General features: G+C 46.2%; 12 protein-coding genes. 4 read left to right on the top strand and 8 right to left on the bottom strand.

Annotated features, from left to right (window positions below; all coding sequences use genetic code 11):
• Positions 1–67: 67 nt before the first annotated feature.
• From cls to J7I83_RS14125, 5 genes are all read right to left on the bottom strand, one after another.
• Positions 68–1522, bottom strand: a complete 1455-nt coding sequence (cls, locus tag J7I83_RS14105) for a cardiolipin synthase (protein ID WP_215101792.1) — start codon at positions 1520–1522, stop codon at positions 68–70.
• A gap of 276 nt (positions 1523–1798) precedes the next feature.
• Positions 1799–2629, bottom strand: coding sequence for a squalene/phytoene synthase family protein (locus J7I83_RS14110; RefSeq protein ID WP_215101794.1), 831 nt, complete (start codon positions 2627–2629; stop codon positions 1799–1801).
• Positions 2630–2817: 188 nt separating this feature from the next.
• Entirely contained in the window at positions 2818–3519 is a 702-nt protein-coding gene (locus J7I83_RS14115; RefSeq protein ID WP_215101796.1) for an HAD-IIB family hydrolase, read from the bottom strand.
• Positions 3482–4744, bottom strand: a complete 1263-nt coding sequence (locus J7I83_RS14120) for a glycosyltransferase (RefSeq protein WP_215101798.1) — start codon at positions 4742–4744, stop codon at positions 3482–3484. Before J7I83_RS14120 ends, J7I83_RS14115 begins: the two co-directional genes overlap by 38 nt.
• 174 nt (positions 4745–4918) lie before the next feature.
• Positions 4919–5764: an MBL fold metallo-hydrolase gene (locus J7I83_RS14125; protein WP_215101800.1), complete on the bottom strand. Its 846-nt coding sequence runs from the start codon at positions 5762–5764 to the stop codon at positions 4919–4921.
• Positions 5765–5929: 165 nt separating this feature from the next.
• Here J7I83_RS14125 and J7I83_RS14130 point away from each other — a divergent pair, with 165 nt between their 5' ends.
• Entirely contained in the window at positions 5930–7045 is a 1116-nt protein-coding gene (locus J7I83_RS14130) for an NAD(P)/FAD-dependent oxidoreductase (protein ID WP_215101802.1), read from the top strand.
• 16 nt (positions 7046–7061) lie between these two features.
• The gene (locus J7I83_RS14135) at positions 7062–8594 is read left to right on the top strand and encodes an aminotransferase class V-fold PLP-dependent enzyme (RefSeq protein ID WP_215101804.1); all 1533 of its coding nucleotides are present in this window, start codon (positions 7062–7064) and stop codon (positions 8592–8594) included.
• A 32-nt stretch (positions 8595–8626) separates the two neighbouring features.
• Here J7I83_RS14135 and J7I83_RS14140 read toward each other — a convergent pair whose 3' ends face one another.
• Positions 8627–9850 carry a helix-turn-helix domain-containing protein gene (locus J7I83_RS14140; RefSeq protein WP_215101806.1) on the bottom strand — a complete coding sequence of 408 codons (1224 nt, stop codon included), beginning with the start codon at positions 9848–9850 and terminating at the stop codon, positions 8627–8629.
• A 116-nt stretch (positions 9851–9966) separates the two neighbouring features.
• On the opposite strand from J7I83_RS14140, the gene J7I83_RS14145 reads away from it, so the two are divergent.
• Together J7I83_RS14145 and J7I83_RS17885 are read left to right on the top strand one after the other, a co-directional pair.
• Positions 9967–11259 (top strand): MFS transporter, encoded by a 1293-nt coding sequence (locus tag J7I83_RS14145; RefSeq protein ID WP_215101808.1) that lies wholly within the window; start codon positions 9967–9969, stop codon positions 11257–11259.
• Positions 11260–11421: 162 nt separating this feature from the next.
• A complete protein-coding gene (locus tag J7I83_RS17885) occupies positions 11422–11733 on the top strand; it encodes a DUF5658 family protein (protein ID WP_251047668.1) in 312 nt (103 codons plus the stop codon).
• Positions 11734–11802: 69 nt separating this feature from the next.
• Here the strand turns inward: J7I83_RS17885 and J7I83_RS14150 are convergent, their stop codons facing one another.
• The gene (locus J7I83_RS14150) at positions 11803–12984 is read right to left on the bottom strand and encodes an MFS transporter (RefSeq protein WP_215101810.1); all 1182 of its coding nucleotides are present in this window, start codon (positions 12982–12984) and stop codon (positions 11803–11805) included.
• 181 nt (positions 12985–13165) lie between these two features.
• Entirely contained in the window at positions 13166–15553 is a 2388-nt protein-coding gene (locus tag J7I83_RS14155) for a heavy metal translocating P-type ATPase (protein ID WP_215101812.1), read from the bottom strand.
• Positions 15554–15609 lie beyond the last annotated feature (56 nt).

A 15609-nucleotide genomic window follows, 5' to 3' on the forward strand; every position in this document is an offset into this window, starting at 1 on the left:
GACTTGAATTGACAATTTACATTGTATAAAAATCCTGTTATCCAATTTTTGTGGAGATCTTCACTTTTCACAGAATAGGCGCAAGCAGACGTGCGATTGATTCTTTGGTTTTGATCAGTCGCGTGCGATCTAAATACATTTCATAAGTCAATTCAGTCGAAAGCTTCACATCCCGATGAAATAATTCTGCAAGATCACTGGATACTTTTTCGTCATAGATGAAGGCATTGACTTCAAAGTTCAATTTAAAGCTTCTGACATCAATATTGGCAGTCCCGACGGTAGACGCTTTATGGTCTGCCACAATCATTTTCGTATGCAGGAAACCATTGTCGTAAATAAAGACACGCGCTCCTGCTCGCAACATTTGGCCAGTATATGAATAGGTGGCCCAGTAAACAAAAGGATGATCCGGTTTGTTGGGAATCATGATGCGCACGTCAATGCCCGACAAAGCTGCGATTCGGATGGCATCGTAAAAACTGGCATCCGGAATAAAGTAAGGTGTCTGTATGTAAATACTTTCTCTGGCTAGGTTGATCAGTTTCAAATAACCATCCTTAATCTGTTCCCATTCTTCATCCGGACCACTGGAAACAACTTGCATGGAAGTGTTTCCTCTTTCGGGCTTAACCGGAAAGAAAAATTCTTCGTACTCAATATCGTGATGTGTAGAGGCCTGATTCCAGTCCCGAATAAAGCGTGTCTGCAACGGATGCAGAGCGCTGCCTTCGATGCGCAAATGGGTATCTCGCCAGTAGCCAAATTTTCGACTTAGACCGATGTACTCGTCACCGACGTTAAAGCCGCCAATATAGCCGACTTGGCCATCGATTACTACGATCTTTCGGTGGTTTCGGTAATTTAATCGTGGGTTGATAATCGGGAAAATTGATGGAAAGAAGGTTTCAACTTCTCCTCCGGCCTCCAAAAATTTCTTGAAATGCCGTTTACTTAAACTGCGTGACCCCATATCGTCATAAAGCAAACGCACTTTTACACCTTCTTTGGCCTTTTCGGTTAACGCCTCCACAATCCGAGTGCCCAACTCGTCCAATCGGAAAATATAATACTGCATGTGAATATGGTTAGTGGCATTTTCAATGTCCTGGAGCAGCGAATCGAATTTCTCCCGTCCATCATTGAATATTTTGATGCTGTTATCCTGTGTCAGCAAGGCACCGTTATTCCGCAGGTGCAAGTAAATCAAATCCGAGTAGTTTCTCGTATTGGCATTTTTAAATTGGAAACTACCATCATGCAGTTCATTCATTTGATGTGCAATCAGACTTTCTATCCCGATACGCTTATTGCCTTCCGGTTTAAAAAGCGTTTTTCTACGCAATTGTCTGCCCAAAAGCAGATAAATAAAGAAGCCCAGAATAGGGATGAAAAATAGAACCAATAGCCAAGCCCATGTAGAAGAGGCGTCCCGCCTTTCAAGAAATACCAGAGCTGCTGCAAGTATAATATTGAATATGAAAATCGCGGCAGTGAAAACACTGAAAATGGTCACAGTCATTGGGATTCTCCTAACTTGTAGATCTTGTAACAGCAGAGCTGAAAAAATCAGCTATTATCTGTCTTTTGAATGCTTTGGGCATAATCCTACTACGTACGAGGAGGAAAGTTGATTTGTCTTGCTGAAACTTGCCCATCAGGATTTCTCATATGATTCGCGGCACAAGTGGAGCCAGTTTGGCTTTTATAGTGAACTAGAAAAACTTGCAACTGCACAGAATAACGTGGGGTAATTCAAAAAAATCCGGCCTCTTTGGAAAGCTAAGGCCGGAAAAATTTAACTTAAGTGTTCTTCTTGTTTTAATTGCTCGACGATGCCTTCAACTTCCTGACGGCTCATTTTTTCTTTTCCGGATTTCAATGCCTTTAATGTACTGTGGGCAAGAGCCAACGGGACTTTGCAGAACATCAGTATCCGTTTGTTTTTGATTGGCTTAACATATAGATCGGCTTTTGCCAAGTTATCCTTAGCGTAGTTGAACATGTCTTCGCGTGTCCAACCTTCTGGCACGAATGTCACGCCCCGTTCAAAATCTTCGTCGTAATTCCGCAGCATATTGACTGCCTGTAACCCGCGGCCAAAGGCAATAGCGTGATCGGGATCGGTTTCAGTGCCGTCATACCAGTGCCAGATGTCTGAGAGCATGGTGCCGACAAGTCCGGCCACATAATACGTATATTCATCCAGATCTTCTTTTGTTTTGATAACCCAATCCTTTTCAACCCATTTGGACATACCACCGGCCATAATGGCAGTGGATTCCATTACTTTTCCTTTTATGTCTTCAGGGCATACACTGATCCAGTCAGCTAAGCGCATGGTGACTGGAGGCAGAAACCGTTCGTATGGAGTGACGAGTTCCAAATAGCGTGACTCGTTAAAATCTGTAGCCAGCATGTTTTGAATGCTGCTAAGCAGCTTGATTTTTATCTGGTCTTCCAGCTCTGGATGATCTTCAATTTCATCGATCGCCCGCATACAAAGGTAGGCAGAGCCGACAGTTTTCTTTAAAGTAGGTTCCAAAAAGCTGATTGGGATGAAAAAGGTCCGGCTTGTTTCTTTTAGCATAACCAAGGACTCTTTTTGTAGATTCGAAACTTTGCTCATCTCAATTTCCTCCTGTTGTGGATTGACGTTAAATACCTTTATGTATGATAAATCTTCTGGTTATAAAACGGCTTCCTACTAAATATAAACCATATAGATAAAAAAACAAACGATTACCCCATAACCTGATTCATTGAAGAAAAAATAACCCCTTTGAACAGATTTTTCATGCTCAAAGGGGAAGGTGCTCAATCTGTATGAAAATGGCGCCATGCTTCATGGATGCCGCCGGCATATTTTTTCTTGGCTCGATAAATAGACGGATGTTCAGGCTGTTCAAGCAGTTCAGGCTGCGCATTTCCTACAATAACGGAAGGGAAGCCCATCGTGAGCATTTCCACGTCATTTCCAGAATCGCCGGCCACCAGCAATTTCGCTTGGTCCAGTTGGTATTTATCCAGAATATATTGAAGAGCCTGCCCTTTGCCGCTTTCAGATGGAAGAATATCCACATCCCGGCCGCCACTGTAAATCAGTTTGTGTGGAATGCTCTCTTTTTCCAGCTCAGATCGGAAAGCTTCCACGACAGCAGAATCAGAAGCAAAATAAGAACAGCGGTTAGTGATGGGAAGCTCCTGAGAAACGAGCCCAGAAATACGGTCGGCAACCGAGTCTATTTTTTCAGGCTTCCAGGATTGCTCCAGCTGTCGAGTCCATTCCAGGTCCTGCTTCAAGGAATCGCCTATATAAATCCCGGTTCCCACGTCTGTAATCAATACTTGGGGAACCGGTAGATTTTCTTCTGTGATGAGAGACAAAGCGGATTGATAATGACGCCCGGTAATATAAATCAGGGAAACCTGATAAGTCTGGCTGTCATAGAAATTCAGCAGCATTTTTAGACTATTTTTATCACCGACCAGTGTCCCGTCCAAATCTGTTGCTAACAAATGCGTTGCTCCGTGCACCAATGATCACCTCATACAATGAATTTATGCGACTGGAAATGGAATCCCAGTCAAAGTCTTTACTGGCGATCTGCACCGCTTGGCGGCTTAATCGTTCGGTTAACAGCGTATTGGCTGACAGGACTTCCATTGCGATTGCCAGGTCGATTTCGTTTTTCGTTTCAACAAGCAAACCGGTGATGCCATCCTGTACCACGTTTTTCAGTCCGCCGACATCTGATGCGATGACGGGGCTTCCGCAAGCCTGAGCTTCTGCTGCAACCATTCCAAATGATTCGTAGAAGCTTGGTACAATTGTTGCGGTAGCTGAATTAAATAATAGTGCGAGCTGATCCTGAGACTGTGGCCCCAGGAATTCAACCCGATCCTCGAGACCTCTGATAGCTTCCCGTAATTTTTCGTCTTTGGGCAATTTAGTTTCCAAATCAATGGCTTCCGCATCTCCGCCTGCAATGACCAGATGAGGAGTATTGGAAGGACCTGTTTTTTCTGCCAGTAATTGAAAGGCTTTTAGTAAAGTGAAAATACCTTTGGTAACTTCTAATCTTCCGGCAAAAACAAAGAGAGGATTGCTGTAGCCGAATTTTTTGCGTAAATGTGTCCGGTTGCCACGCACTTTAAATGCCTGGTCTACTCCGATGGGGATAACTTTGATGGGAGAAGGAGAATCAACAAAAGTTTTGATTAATTGCTTTTCGTTATTGGTGGTAGCCAATACTTGATCTGCGTTTTTCAAAATCGCTTTTTCTGCGTTTATTCGTCGCTGATCATGGACGCCTGTCGCTTTTTCTTTCGCCCATCCGAGCGAATGTGCGGTATGCACGTAAGGCAAACCAAAGTCTTTCTTCAGTTTTTTGCCGATTAAGCCCGAGAGCCAGTAATGTGTGTGGACAATATCGTAGGATTCCAGGCTTATCGTGCTTTTCAATTCTTCATAAAAAGCTGGGAGCATTGAGTACATTTCATCTTTTGAAACAAATCCTCTATGCCCGGCTTCAAGTCTGATTACACGGCATGCGGTTCCGAAGGTTTCTATTTGAGGAGCTAAAGAATCGCACCAATGAGTGGCGACATCAACTTGCCATCCTTTAGTTTCTAATGCAAGTGCTAATTGTTTCACATAGTTATTTTGGCCACCCGCCTGTTTGCCACCGAGTTTTGCTAAAGGATCACCATGATCCGAAATAAATAATGCTTTCTTACTCATCAAAGCTCAACTCCTTTTTTTTCTTACTTAAATTCCTGTCAAAGCAGAGACTGCTTTATTTGTTTACCCGTGTCTGAAAAAGGTTAAACATTTAATTGTTAATTTTTTTAGAATTATTTGAAAACAATAAAAAACAGCGGAACTATTACCCGCTGTTTTTGCTGACTGCCCTACTTATTTGGTGTGAACGTACTTTCCGTAAGCGGGTACAGCAGTTTCTTGGAAATTTTTAGCCAAATCGACTAATCCTCTCGCAAGAGCTGCCCCAGACATGGGTTTTCCATGTCCGGTTGCAGCGATAGAAGGCTGCAAATCGGCGAGTTTGCAGACCGATTCCCAGGCAGCGCGCCAATTGGTCGTCAAGTAGACCGGTGGCCCGTGAATCTCTTTTTTCTGGCGCAATACTTTATAAAGCGAATCCTGTTTAACTGTCACAAAAGCATCTCCTGCAATCAGGATTCGTCCCTGCTCACGGAAAAGTGAGATATGGCCTTCTGAATGTCCCGGTGTGTGAAACCATTGCCAACCAGACATTCCCGGTACACTGCCATCTGACGGCAACTCGTGAATATGCGCGGTGATGTCGATGGCTTTGACAGGAAAAACTCCTGACATTTTAGCCACCATACCGCCTTCGACGGAGGTGTCGGGGTGCGGGTAGTCGGTTATGCCCTTCAAGTATGAAAATTCCAGCGGATGCGCATAAACCGGGACTTTGTATTGCTCTAAAATATCGATTAAGCCGCCAACATGATCGAAATGGCCATGCGTCAAAATGATGGCCTTTAGTTGATGGTCGGGTCCAAAACGGTTTTCAGCTGCCTTAAGGATTTTTTCCGCAGAATGGGGCATGCCGGCATCAATCAATACCCATTCGTTGCTGATGTTCGGGTTTCCGATAAAGAAGACATTTGCCACCTGTACGGTATAGCAGTAGACATCGGGAGCAATTTCGATTCCGGACCCGCTTCGAATAGATGTTATGGGTAAAATGCTTTCGGTCGCTGTACTTCTTTCCATAAAACTGATTCCTCCTCTAGTAAACTTCCGTTGACTTTCTAGTATAGCTTTACCCCAAAATCCGAATTCGAATCCGTTGGCTGTAAAATTTATGAAATGAGTTTGAGTCTCCAAGCTGACTGGATTAGAATAGAGACACAAGACTTTGTGAAACTGGGTGTTTAAATGAAATCATTGATTATTATCGGTTCAGGAATTTTAGGAGCTTCTGCGGCGTACCATGCAGCAAAAGCGGGAGCAGCGGTTGTATTGGTAGATCGGGGCGATAAAGGACAGGCAACGGGAGCGGCAGCTGGAATCGTCTGTCCATGGATTTCGCAACGGAGAAATAAAGCCTGGTATGGCCTGGCAAAAAGTGGTGCCAAGTATTATCCCGAACTGATTCGTGAGCTTGAGGCTTTGGGAGAGACGGATACAGGCTACAAACAGGTGGGAATTGTCAGCATCCACGAAGGCAGCAAGCTCGACAAAATGGAGCAGAAGGCATACGAGCGGCGGGTGGATGCACCTGAAATGGGGGACATCAAACGATTATCGCCAGATGAAACGAGAGCTCTTTTTCCATTTGCGACAGAAGAATATGGATCGTTATGGGTCAGCGGGGCTGCTCGTGTTGATGGCCAGGCCATTCGCGATGCTTTGATTTTTGCAGCGGTTAAGCTTGGAGCGAAATGCCTGACAGGCAATGCAAAGCTGATGATTGAGAGTTCGCAGGTCATTGGGGTTGAATTGGAGGGTCAGGAATTGCTGGCGGATCGGGTCGTTTCGACAGGAGGTGCATGGGCAGCCGAATTGTTTAAGCCTTTGGGATTGGATTTGGATATCGTCCCGCAAAAAGCCCAAATTCTTCATCTGCAGGCGGAAGGGCAGCCGACCGGCAAATGGCCGGTTGCGATGGTTCCTTATGGCCAATATATCGTCCCTTTTGATGAGGGCAAAATTGTCGCAGGAGCGACGCACGAAAACGGTGCCGGCTTTGATGACAAACTGACCGCAGCAGGGGTCCATCATATTCTGGATAAAACCTTGGAAGCGGCTCCGGGACTGGGGCAGGCGGAGGTAGCGGGAGCGGCAACGGGTTTTCGCCCGGCGACAACAAGTGCCCTGCCGTTTATCGGTCAGGTTCCGGGACATCCGAACTTCTTTGCAGCAAACGGCCTTGGCGCATCTGGCTTGACTGCCGGCCCTTATCTGGGTGGGCAGCTGGCAAAGCTGGTGCTCGGGGAACCTGTGGAGATCGATTTAAGTCTTTATCAAGTAGAAGATGCATTCCGAAAATGATGGGAGGCTGACAGCTGTGTATTGGTGCAAGATTGCTCGGGAAAAAAGTGAGTTCGAGGAAATTGCACGCCTGAATCACGAGACATTTGTGGAAGAGATTCCTCAACATCAGGCGCAGGCCAGTGGCATGCGTACGGATCCTTTTCATGAGCAGAATACTTATCTGATTGTGTTGTCAGGTATAGATGTGGTGGGCATGATTGCCTTAAGGTCTGAACGCCCTTTTTCCCTGGATCTGAAAATCGGTAAAGTGGAAGATTTTCTGCCGGATGCCGGGAAAATCTGTGAAATCCGCCTGCTGGCTGTCCGCAAAGCTCATCGCAACGGCCGCGTCTTTTTTCTTTTGGCGCGTGCGTTGTCCGATTATTGCCTGGAACAAGGCTTTGAATCCGCGGTTATTTCTGGAACAACACGGCAATTGAAACTATATGGCCAATTAGGATTTCAGCCGTTTGCCGATCCGGTTGGCACGGGCGAGGCTGTATTCATTCCGATGGTCACGACGCGCCGTCAATACAGTGATTCTGTTTCGGCAAGGCTGCAGGCAAGACGACGGCTGTTTTTACCAGGCCCAGTCGCGTTAACTGCACAACTCGCAGCGCCTTTCCAGGAAGCACCCATTTCCCATCGGTCAGCGGCTTTCCAGGAAGTTCGGCAGCAAGTGGACCGCCTGTTCATCGAGATGGCAGCATCCACTCCTTATTTGCTGGCTGGAAGCGGCACTTTGGCAAATGAAGCGATGCTCGCGCAAATCAAGCGCCTGGACTCCAAAGGACTGATTCTAGTGAATGGCGAGTTTGGCAGGAGGCTGATCAATCAAGCAGAACGCCTCGACTTGGACTATATGGTGGATGAAGTATCGTGGGGCCAGACTTTTGATTTTGAAAAGATAGCAGAACAGCTGGAAACAAGAAACTATGGCTGGGTACTTATGGTCCATGGTGAAACCTCGACCGGGCAAATAAACGATTTTCGCTCATTAGCCGAGCTCTGTGTACAACAAGGGATCCGGCTATGCCTGGATTGCATCAGCAGTTTTGGTGCGTTGCCATTTTCCTTGAAAGATGTTTGGCTGGCGACAGCGGCAAGCGGCAAAGCGATCGGAACAATGAGTGGAATCGCTATTGTTTTCGCGCACCATAAAATTACGCCAGATAACAAGCTGCCAAGTTATTTGGACTTGGGGCTTTATGCCGCAAACATTCCTTTTACGTTCTCAGCAAGTCTGTTGGAAAGTCTGAAACGGGCATTAAGTGCCTATCCGGAACGCTACGAGCTTTTGGAAAGCCGCTTCAGGCAATTGCTTGAAGATACGAAAGAATGGCCATCACTGACAGCTGGCTACTCGACATCGCGCACATTTGAGACAACAGCCGAAAACCATTTCCTGTCACAGGACGCCCATTTATCAGGATTCGAACTTCATGCAGCGAGCGGCTATTTGAAAAAACGCGCACTCTTTCAAATCTCTTGTATCCAGCCGGAATTTGAAAGAGACTGGCAACAATTTTTGGCGTTCTATGAAATTTATCAGCATTATCATGCATAGCAAAAGCCCACCATTAATCTGGTGGGCTTTTGCTATGCAGTCACTTGTTCGTAGACATTTAAGATGAATGTTTTGTACGGCAGATCCGGCATGGGCTCAATCAGGTCTTTAGCGATGGTGGCATGTTTTACTGCGAGTTCACTGTTGCCGAGCTGCAAATAAATCAATGCCAGATAGGCGTCCTTTTCGTAATGTATGGATAAATCATAGGGGTGATGCAGGAATTCCCAAAGTGTATGTTTTTTCAGCCAGCCTAAAGCTTCCTCCAACCGCCCCAATCCGTACAACGCTTTGCCTTTTTCCAGTGCGAACAAAAAGATTTTATCTTCCTGATGCTTCTCCAAATTCTTCTCGATCAATGCATCGGCTGCGTTATAGTCATGCGCAAAAGAATTCAAATAATGAATTTCTATGGCATCTGCCAAAGCTCCGATTTCTTCATCGTCTGTAAAATCAGCGAACAGGCGAAGCTTGGAAATATAGTGATCCTTGTTTGCTGTATCTCCGGTCAAGACTGCCTGGAAACCAGCTAAACGATATAGCGCGTCAATACGGTAAAAAAGCTGCTTCTTTTTGGAATAGTGGATGGCGTCTTCCATCAGCCGCTTCGAGTTATCCGTATCTCCAACTGCCGAATAGAGGATGGACTCATAATAATCAAAATCCAGTTTCTTCAGTGGGTCCAAAATGCCAGTGCGGCTCTCAAAAATGCTTCTGGACTCTTGGATCATAAGCAAGGCTTTTCGGTAGCGGTGCTCTGTAAATGCCATCATTGCCTTGAAAATATGAAGATCTGCACTTTGATTGATCATATGCAGACTTTCGTAAATTTCCTCGGCTTTTGCCAATGGCCCTTGCCAGCCATCCTGCTTGGTGTAGTAGCTGCAACGGCTGTAAATTTCAAGAAGCCGTGCGGATTCATAGCGGTAAGGCAACTTGTCGATATAGGGTTTTATTTTTCGGACAATCTTCTGGTACTTTACAATCAGCTCATCACTGATCATTTCCTGGGTGTAAAGTTGCTCGACCTCTTCCAGTAAATCTCTCAATTCACTGGTTGGTACATCCTCGAGCAGTTCATTGCGGTCCACTTCCAGTCGCTCCGCTATATAGGCAAGGCTTTCCATTGATGGATTGGCCTTATTGTTTTCAATCAAACTCAGCATGCCCTTAGTCAGTTGACTGCCTGCTAAAGACTGCAAGGTCAAGTTTTTTTGTTTCCGTAGATCTCTAATGCGTTCGCCTAGAGTGGCCATTTGATCACCTGTCCTTTTCGTTAGTTTAATTATATTAAACTTTTTCTTGCGGAGTCAACTTTTTCGTGATATATTTTGTTTAATTAAATTAAACTTTTGTTGAAGGAGTGTAAAATATGAGTGAGGCAGCACGCATCAAACGGGCAACATATCATCTGTATACGTTTACAGCCAGTAAACTAATTTCGACCTTCGGAAGTTCTGTCTATGCGTTCGGCATCAGTTTGTATGTATTGGCGTTGACCGGTTCAGCCGCGAGTTTTGCGATCAACCTGATTTGCAGCATCTTGCCGAGATCTTTACTGGCTCCGTTTGCCGGCTACACCGCGGATAAGTATTCAAAAAAAATGATCGTGATCCTGTCCCAAGTGGCCAGTATGTTAGCGGTGGCGAGCTTGCTGGTGTTTGGTCTGATGAACGGTTTGTCGTTAACAGCAATCTATACGACGACTGCGCTGTTGTCGATCAGTTCGATGTTTACCGGTGTCACATTTTCTTCATCAATCGCCAACCTCATTGACCCGGATCGCATTCAACGGGCAATGGGCTTTAACCAATCGGCCATCTCAATTGCCACGATAGGCGGGCCAGTGGTCGGCGGCATCCTCTTCGGATTTGTGTCGATGAACGTTTTCTTGCTGATCCAAGTCGCAGCCTATGCTGTTGCGATCATGTTAGAGTCGACGATGAACTTTAGGCTGTTCACAGTGCGCGCCGAAAAAGCGGTAGAAAAAATGAAAAAGACGATGCTGACAGAGATGAAGGAAGGGTTTTCTTACTTGAAATCCAATCGCGTCATCATGGTTATCGTGACAACCGCCATTGGCATCAATTTCTTTTTCTCTTCTTTGATGATCGGTCTGCCTTTTATTGCGGTTCAGCAATTACAAGTGGAAGCGACACATTTTGGAATGATTGAAGCGATGATTGCGGTGGGCATGCTGGCTGCTTCCATTTATTTTTCCATCAGCAAAGAAGTGAAATTTCCTTTGCTTGTTGCCAAAAGAGGGATATTGGCTATGTCTGTGCTGCTTGCGGGTGTGAGCATTCCACTCATTATCGGCATGTCTTATGGAATGACTGTAGCTTATTTCCTTTTGCTGATGCTGGTTTTCGGCATCACCAATGTGTTTGTCAACACGCCGATTGGTGTCATGATGCAAAAGGATGTGGAGGAAGAATACCGTGGCCGTGTTTTCGGTATTCTTGAATCGATGGCGATGGCTATGATGCCGCTCGGTTACCTGCTGTTCGGTTTGCTCTACGACTTGGTGGCGGCAGAATATATTGTTGGTGTAAGTAGCCTTTGCCTAATTGCGCTGACCAGCTATTTGATGCGCCCGACTGTTTTAAAAGAAGCGCATCCCGAACTTCAAAAAGATTTTGTGAATCAGCCAGAGGCTATGTAATCTGGAGTTCTATATTTTTTAGGTAAATTCATATTCTATTAACACTTGAATCGGAAAGATATGTGAATAAATACCTGTGTTTATTGTCTAAAAATATTATAATTTGGGTACCCCATTACTAAGTGCATACGACTGAAAAAGTGAGGGGTATGGTACATGGAAATGCGTAAGGCACCTCTAAAAAAGCATGTTTGGAGCTTGGTTATCTTGAATTCCCTTGATGGGCTGCTGACTTATGTGGGCCTTTCATTTGGCGCCATCACTGAAGCAAATCCTCTGTTGGCATCGTTTTCTCCGCTGACACTATTGGCGACAAAGCTTTTCTTATCTCTTTGCCTTTTCGCCTTTCTTTACACGCCTTTCATTTGGATCCAGTCCCGGACTTGGCGCTATGCCCTTATTGGTGTCAACACGATATACACCTCCATTTTGCTGCTGCATGTATTTTGGTTAACTTTTTTATTTATAAGGTAAGGAAGCCACATATTCACCATAAAAAAAGCATCGCTGAGAGCGATGCTTTTTAGGTTGAGCTTATAATTTTTACACAGAAGCGCTGGCTTTTCCAGTAGCCCTCAAGCTCTTAGTGGAAGCTTTGTAGAAAAGGATCAGCAGGATGCTGGCTATCGCTAAAGCTGCGGATAAAAAATAGATGCTGCCGGCTTGCATCGTCAAAAGCCACGTAAACGTCAAAGGCCCGATGATGCGGCCGAGATTGTCCATTGAATAAGTCATGCCGGCAGCGGTGCCATATTTGCCGCCCGATTCTTTTGATGTCAGTGATACCAATGCAGTCCGTGCCAAGGCATTGCCAGCAGTGAAGATGCTGAGTGCAACACCGGCAAAAATCAGGCTGTTGGTAAAGGGGAGGAGTACCAAGCCGAGGGCCGTGACGATTTGTGCACCGATGATCCATTTCGTTTCGGTACCGTCTTTTATGCGGCGAACGACGCCACCTTGGATGGCGGCATCCACAAATCCACTGGCTATAAACAAGTAGCCAAGCTGAAGCGGCGTGATTTCAATTTGATCAATCTGAAACAATTGAAAAGTCGATTCCAATCCCGCCAGCAGGAAGGTAACCATAAAGGAAAACAGGAACAAGTAGCGGATGCGGAATTGCCAAAGTGTACTCGAGCCTTTGGGTAACAGCGCGCGTTTCACTGCTTCGCCTTTGCGGACAGGTTCTTTTAAAACAAGGCTTGCATAGACCATCAACAGCAGAACGAGAATCGCAGAAACCGTAAACGGCAAGGACAGGGAAACCGCACCCAGCAAGCCACCGATTGCGGGCCCAAAAATAAATCCAAGGCCAATCGACATGCCGAGAAGTCCCATGTATTTATTGCGTTCTTCGTTCGTGGTGATGTCTGCCACATAGCCGGTGACAGCGGTGTAAAGCGCACCGGAGAACAAGCCGCCGACAATGCGTGAAAGATACAGCAGAATCAGGTTGTCAAGGAACAGCGAAAACAGGAAGAAACTCAAACTGAAGCCGGCCAAGCCCAGAAGTATGAGCTTTTTGCGGCCCGTTCTGTCGGAAAGCTTTCCCCAAAGTGGTGCGGTGAAAAAAGAAGACAAGGCATAGATGGTAATCAGTCCACCGACATGGATTTCCGAGTAGCCTTGCTGAATAATGACCTCGGGCAAAATGGGTATGATAATGCCGAACCCCAGGTAAACGAAAAACTGGACGGACATCAGCAATAAAATGGTTTTTTTCATAATAAGGAATTCCTGCTTTCTCAAAAGAATATGCCCTTATTTTACCCTTGTTTCATCTTTAGAACAATGACAGGAAAAAAGAGGTCCATTTCTGGACCTCTCGGCAAACGATTAGATGAAATTGAACTTCCGGAAGATAGATTCTTTAACTCCACATATATAAGTTGAGCTAAAGAGATGCTTATTTATTCAACTTCACACGCTGGAGGCGCAGGGCATTCATGACAACCGATACGGAGCTGAATGCCATTGCTGCACCAGCGAGCCATGGAGCCAGAAAACCGGCTGCGGCAATCGGGATGCCGATTGAATTATAGGCGAGTGCCCAGAACAGGTTCTGCTTGATGTTCCGGACAGTCAGCCGGCTCATCTGAATAGCATCGACAACTCGCATCAAATCACCCTGCATCAAGGTGATATCAGCGGCTTCCATCGCAATAGCTGTTCCGGTGCCCATGGCCATGCCGACATCGGCGCTGGCCAGTGCAGGTGCATCGTTTAATCCATCTCCGGCCATCGCGACGCGGCGGCCCTGCCCTTGAAGCTTCAGGACAACATCCGCCTTTTCCGCAGGGAGGACGCCTGCAAACACTTCATCGATGCCAACTTGTTTGGCGATGGCAGATGCTGTCCGCTCCTGGTCTCCTGTCAGCATGACGACATGGAGCCCCATATTCTTCATTTCCTGAACCGCTTGTTTCGCGGTTTCCTTAATGGTATCAGCCACCGCAATAAGACCGCTGTATCGACCATCAACCGCGATGAACATGACGGTTTTGCCGTCGCGTTCAAAAGCTTCAGCTTGGCCTTCATCAATCATGAGCCCCTCCATCAAGCGGCGATTTCCCATGACTACTTGCCGATCGGCTACTGTGGCGCGGATGCCGTGCCCGGGAACTGCTTCAAAAAAACTGACGCTCAGGTTAGATTCGCCAAACTCAGAGATGGCTTGCGCTACCGGGTGTTCGGATTGGCTTTCCGCACTGGCAGCCAAATTCTTCAATTCAGCCAAATCAAAACCATCTGCTGGAATAAAGTCTGTTACGACAGGGCGCCCATTAGTAATGGTACCTGTTTTATCCAGGACAACGGTGTCGATATGTTTGGTGTTCTCCAGGGATTCTGCTGTTTTGAACAGGACACCTTGCTCAGCAGCGCGACCGGAACCGGCCATAATTGATGTCGGTGTAGCCAGTCCCAGTGCACAAGGGCAGGCGATGACCAGAACCGCAATGGTGCTTTCAAGTGCAGCCGCAAAGTTGCCGGGTGCGACAAGGAAATACCAGGCGATGAACGTAGCAATGGCAATGCCCACGACAATCGGAACAAAAATGCTGGAGATTTGGTCAGCGAGCCGTTGAATCGGCGCTTTGGAACCTTGTGCTTGTTCAACGACGCGAATAATATTCGACAGGACGGTATCTTTGCCGATTTTATCGGCACGTACACGGAGCGAGCCATTGGAATTGACGGTTGCCGCGAATACCGCGTCACCCGTTTCTTTGTCGACCGGCAAGCTTTCACCGGTCAGCATGGATTCATCAACAGCCGAGTTGCCGGAAAGGACAGCCGCATCGACCGGGATGGATGCGCCCGGTTTAATCAGCAAGATGTCACCGGTTTCAACTTGTGAAATCGGCAAGCTGATGAACTCGTCTCCGCGTTCGACCAATGCATGTTGGGGCTGCAGCTTCATCAGTTTTTTGATGGCGTCAGAAGAACGGCCTTTTGCTCTTGCTTCAAAAACTTTCCCTAAAATAATCAGGGTGATCAAAACGGCACTGGTCTCGAAATACAAGCCCATATTATGGCCCATATCCCAGTTGGCCAGAACTAGGTAGACACTGTAAAAATACGCAGCTGATGTGCCAAGAGCGACCAAAACGTCCATATTGGCAGATTTGTTTTTTAAAGCAAAATAGGCACCTTTATAGAAGGAAGCGCCAATCCAAAATTGGACCGGTGTTGCCAATGCCCATTGGACGAGTGGATTCATCAGGATTTCAGGTACATACATCCAGGATGTAAAGGAAAAATGGCTAAACATGGTCCACAGCAAGGGAAAGGAAAGGGCAGCGGAAATCCAGAACAAACGTGTTTTCTTTTTGATTTCCTGTTTTTTGTGATCGGTCGCTTCTTCGTTCTCCTGATTGAGAACCGCATCGTAGCCAAGCGACTGAATCTTTTTGACGAAATCCTCAGGAGTGACGGTGCCGGGATTGTAGGACACATGTCCAGTCTCCATCGCCAAATTGACGTTGGCCAACTGAACGCCGTCCATCTTGCTCAACACTTTTTCAATGCGTGCCGAGCAATTGGCGCATGTCATGCCCTGTATAGAAAAATCGACGTCTTCCTGTTGCACGCCATATCCTAATTGTTCTACTTTTTGCTGCACGTCGCTCATGGACGCCTGTTTATCATCATAAACCACTGAAGCTTTTTCAGTGGCGAAATTGACGCTGGCTTCCGAAACACCAGGCAATTTTTGAAGTCCTTTTTCAACACGGTTGGCGCATGCGGCACAAGTCATGCCGGTAATCGCCAATTCAGTTTGTTTGGTGCTCATCGTAATCCCACCTTTATAACATTACATACCTATAGGGGGTATGTTATTTTGAAAAA

It is taken from the genome of Planococcus sp. ISL-110 (assembly GCF_018613575.1).
Taxonomy (GTDB): domain Bacteria; phylum Bacillota; class Bacilli; order Bacillales_A; family Planococcaceae; genus Planococcus.

Bases quoted from the DNA above. Each gene is read 5' to 3' on its own strand.
- cls (WP_215101792.1), bottom strand. From the start codon at position 1,522: ATGACTGTGACCATTTTCAGTGTTTTCACTGCCGCGATTTTCATATTC.
- J7I83_RS14130 (WP_215101802.1), top strand. From the start codon at position 5,930: ATGAAATCATTGATTATTATCGGTTCAGGAATTTTAGGAGCTTCTGCG.
- J7I83_RS17885 (WP_251047668.1), top strand. From the start codon at position 11,422: ATGCGTAAGGCACCTCTAAAAAAGCATGTTTGGAGCTTGGTTATCTTG.
- J7I83_RS14125 (WP_215101800.1), bottom strand. From the start codon at position 5,764: ATGGAAAGAAGTACAGCGACCGAAAGCATTTTACCCATAACATCTATT.
- J7I83_RS14150 (WP_215101810.1), bottom strand. From the start codon at position 12,984: ATGAAAAAAACCATTTTATTGCTGATGTCCGTCCAGTTTTTCGTTTAC.
- J7I83_RS14120 (WP_215101798.1), bottom strand. From the start codon at position 4,744: ATGAGTAAGAAAGCATTATTTATTTCGGATCATGGTGATCCTTTAGCA.
- J7I83_RS14155 (WP_215101812.1), bottom strand. From the start codon at position 15,553: ATGAGCACCAAACAAACTGAATTGGCGATTACCGGCATGACTTGTGCC.
- J7I83_RS14145 (WP_215101808.1), top strand. From the start codon at position 9,967: ATGAGTGAGGCAGCACGCATCAAACGGGCAACATATCATCTGTATACG.
- J7I83_RS14140 (WP_215101806.1), bottom strand. From the start codon at position 9,850: ATGGCCACTCTAGGCGAACGCATTAGAGATCTACGGAAACAAAAAAAC.
- J7I83_RS14110 (WP_215101794.1), bottom strand. From the start codon at position 2,629: ATGAGCAAAGTTTCGAATCTACAAAAAGAGTCCTTGGTTATGCTAAAA.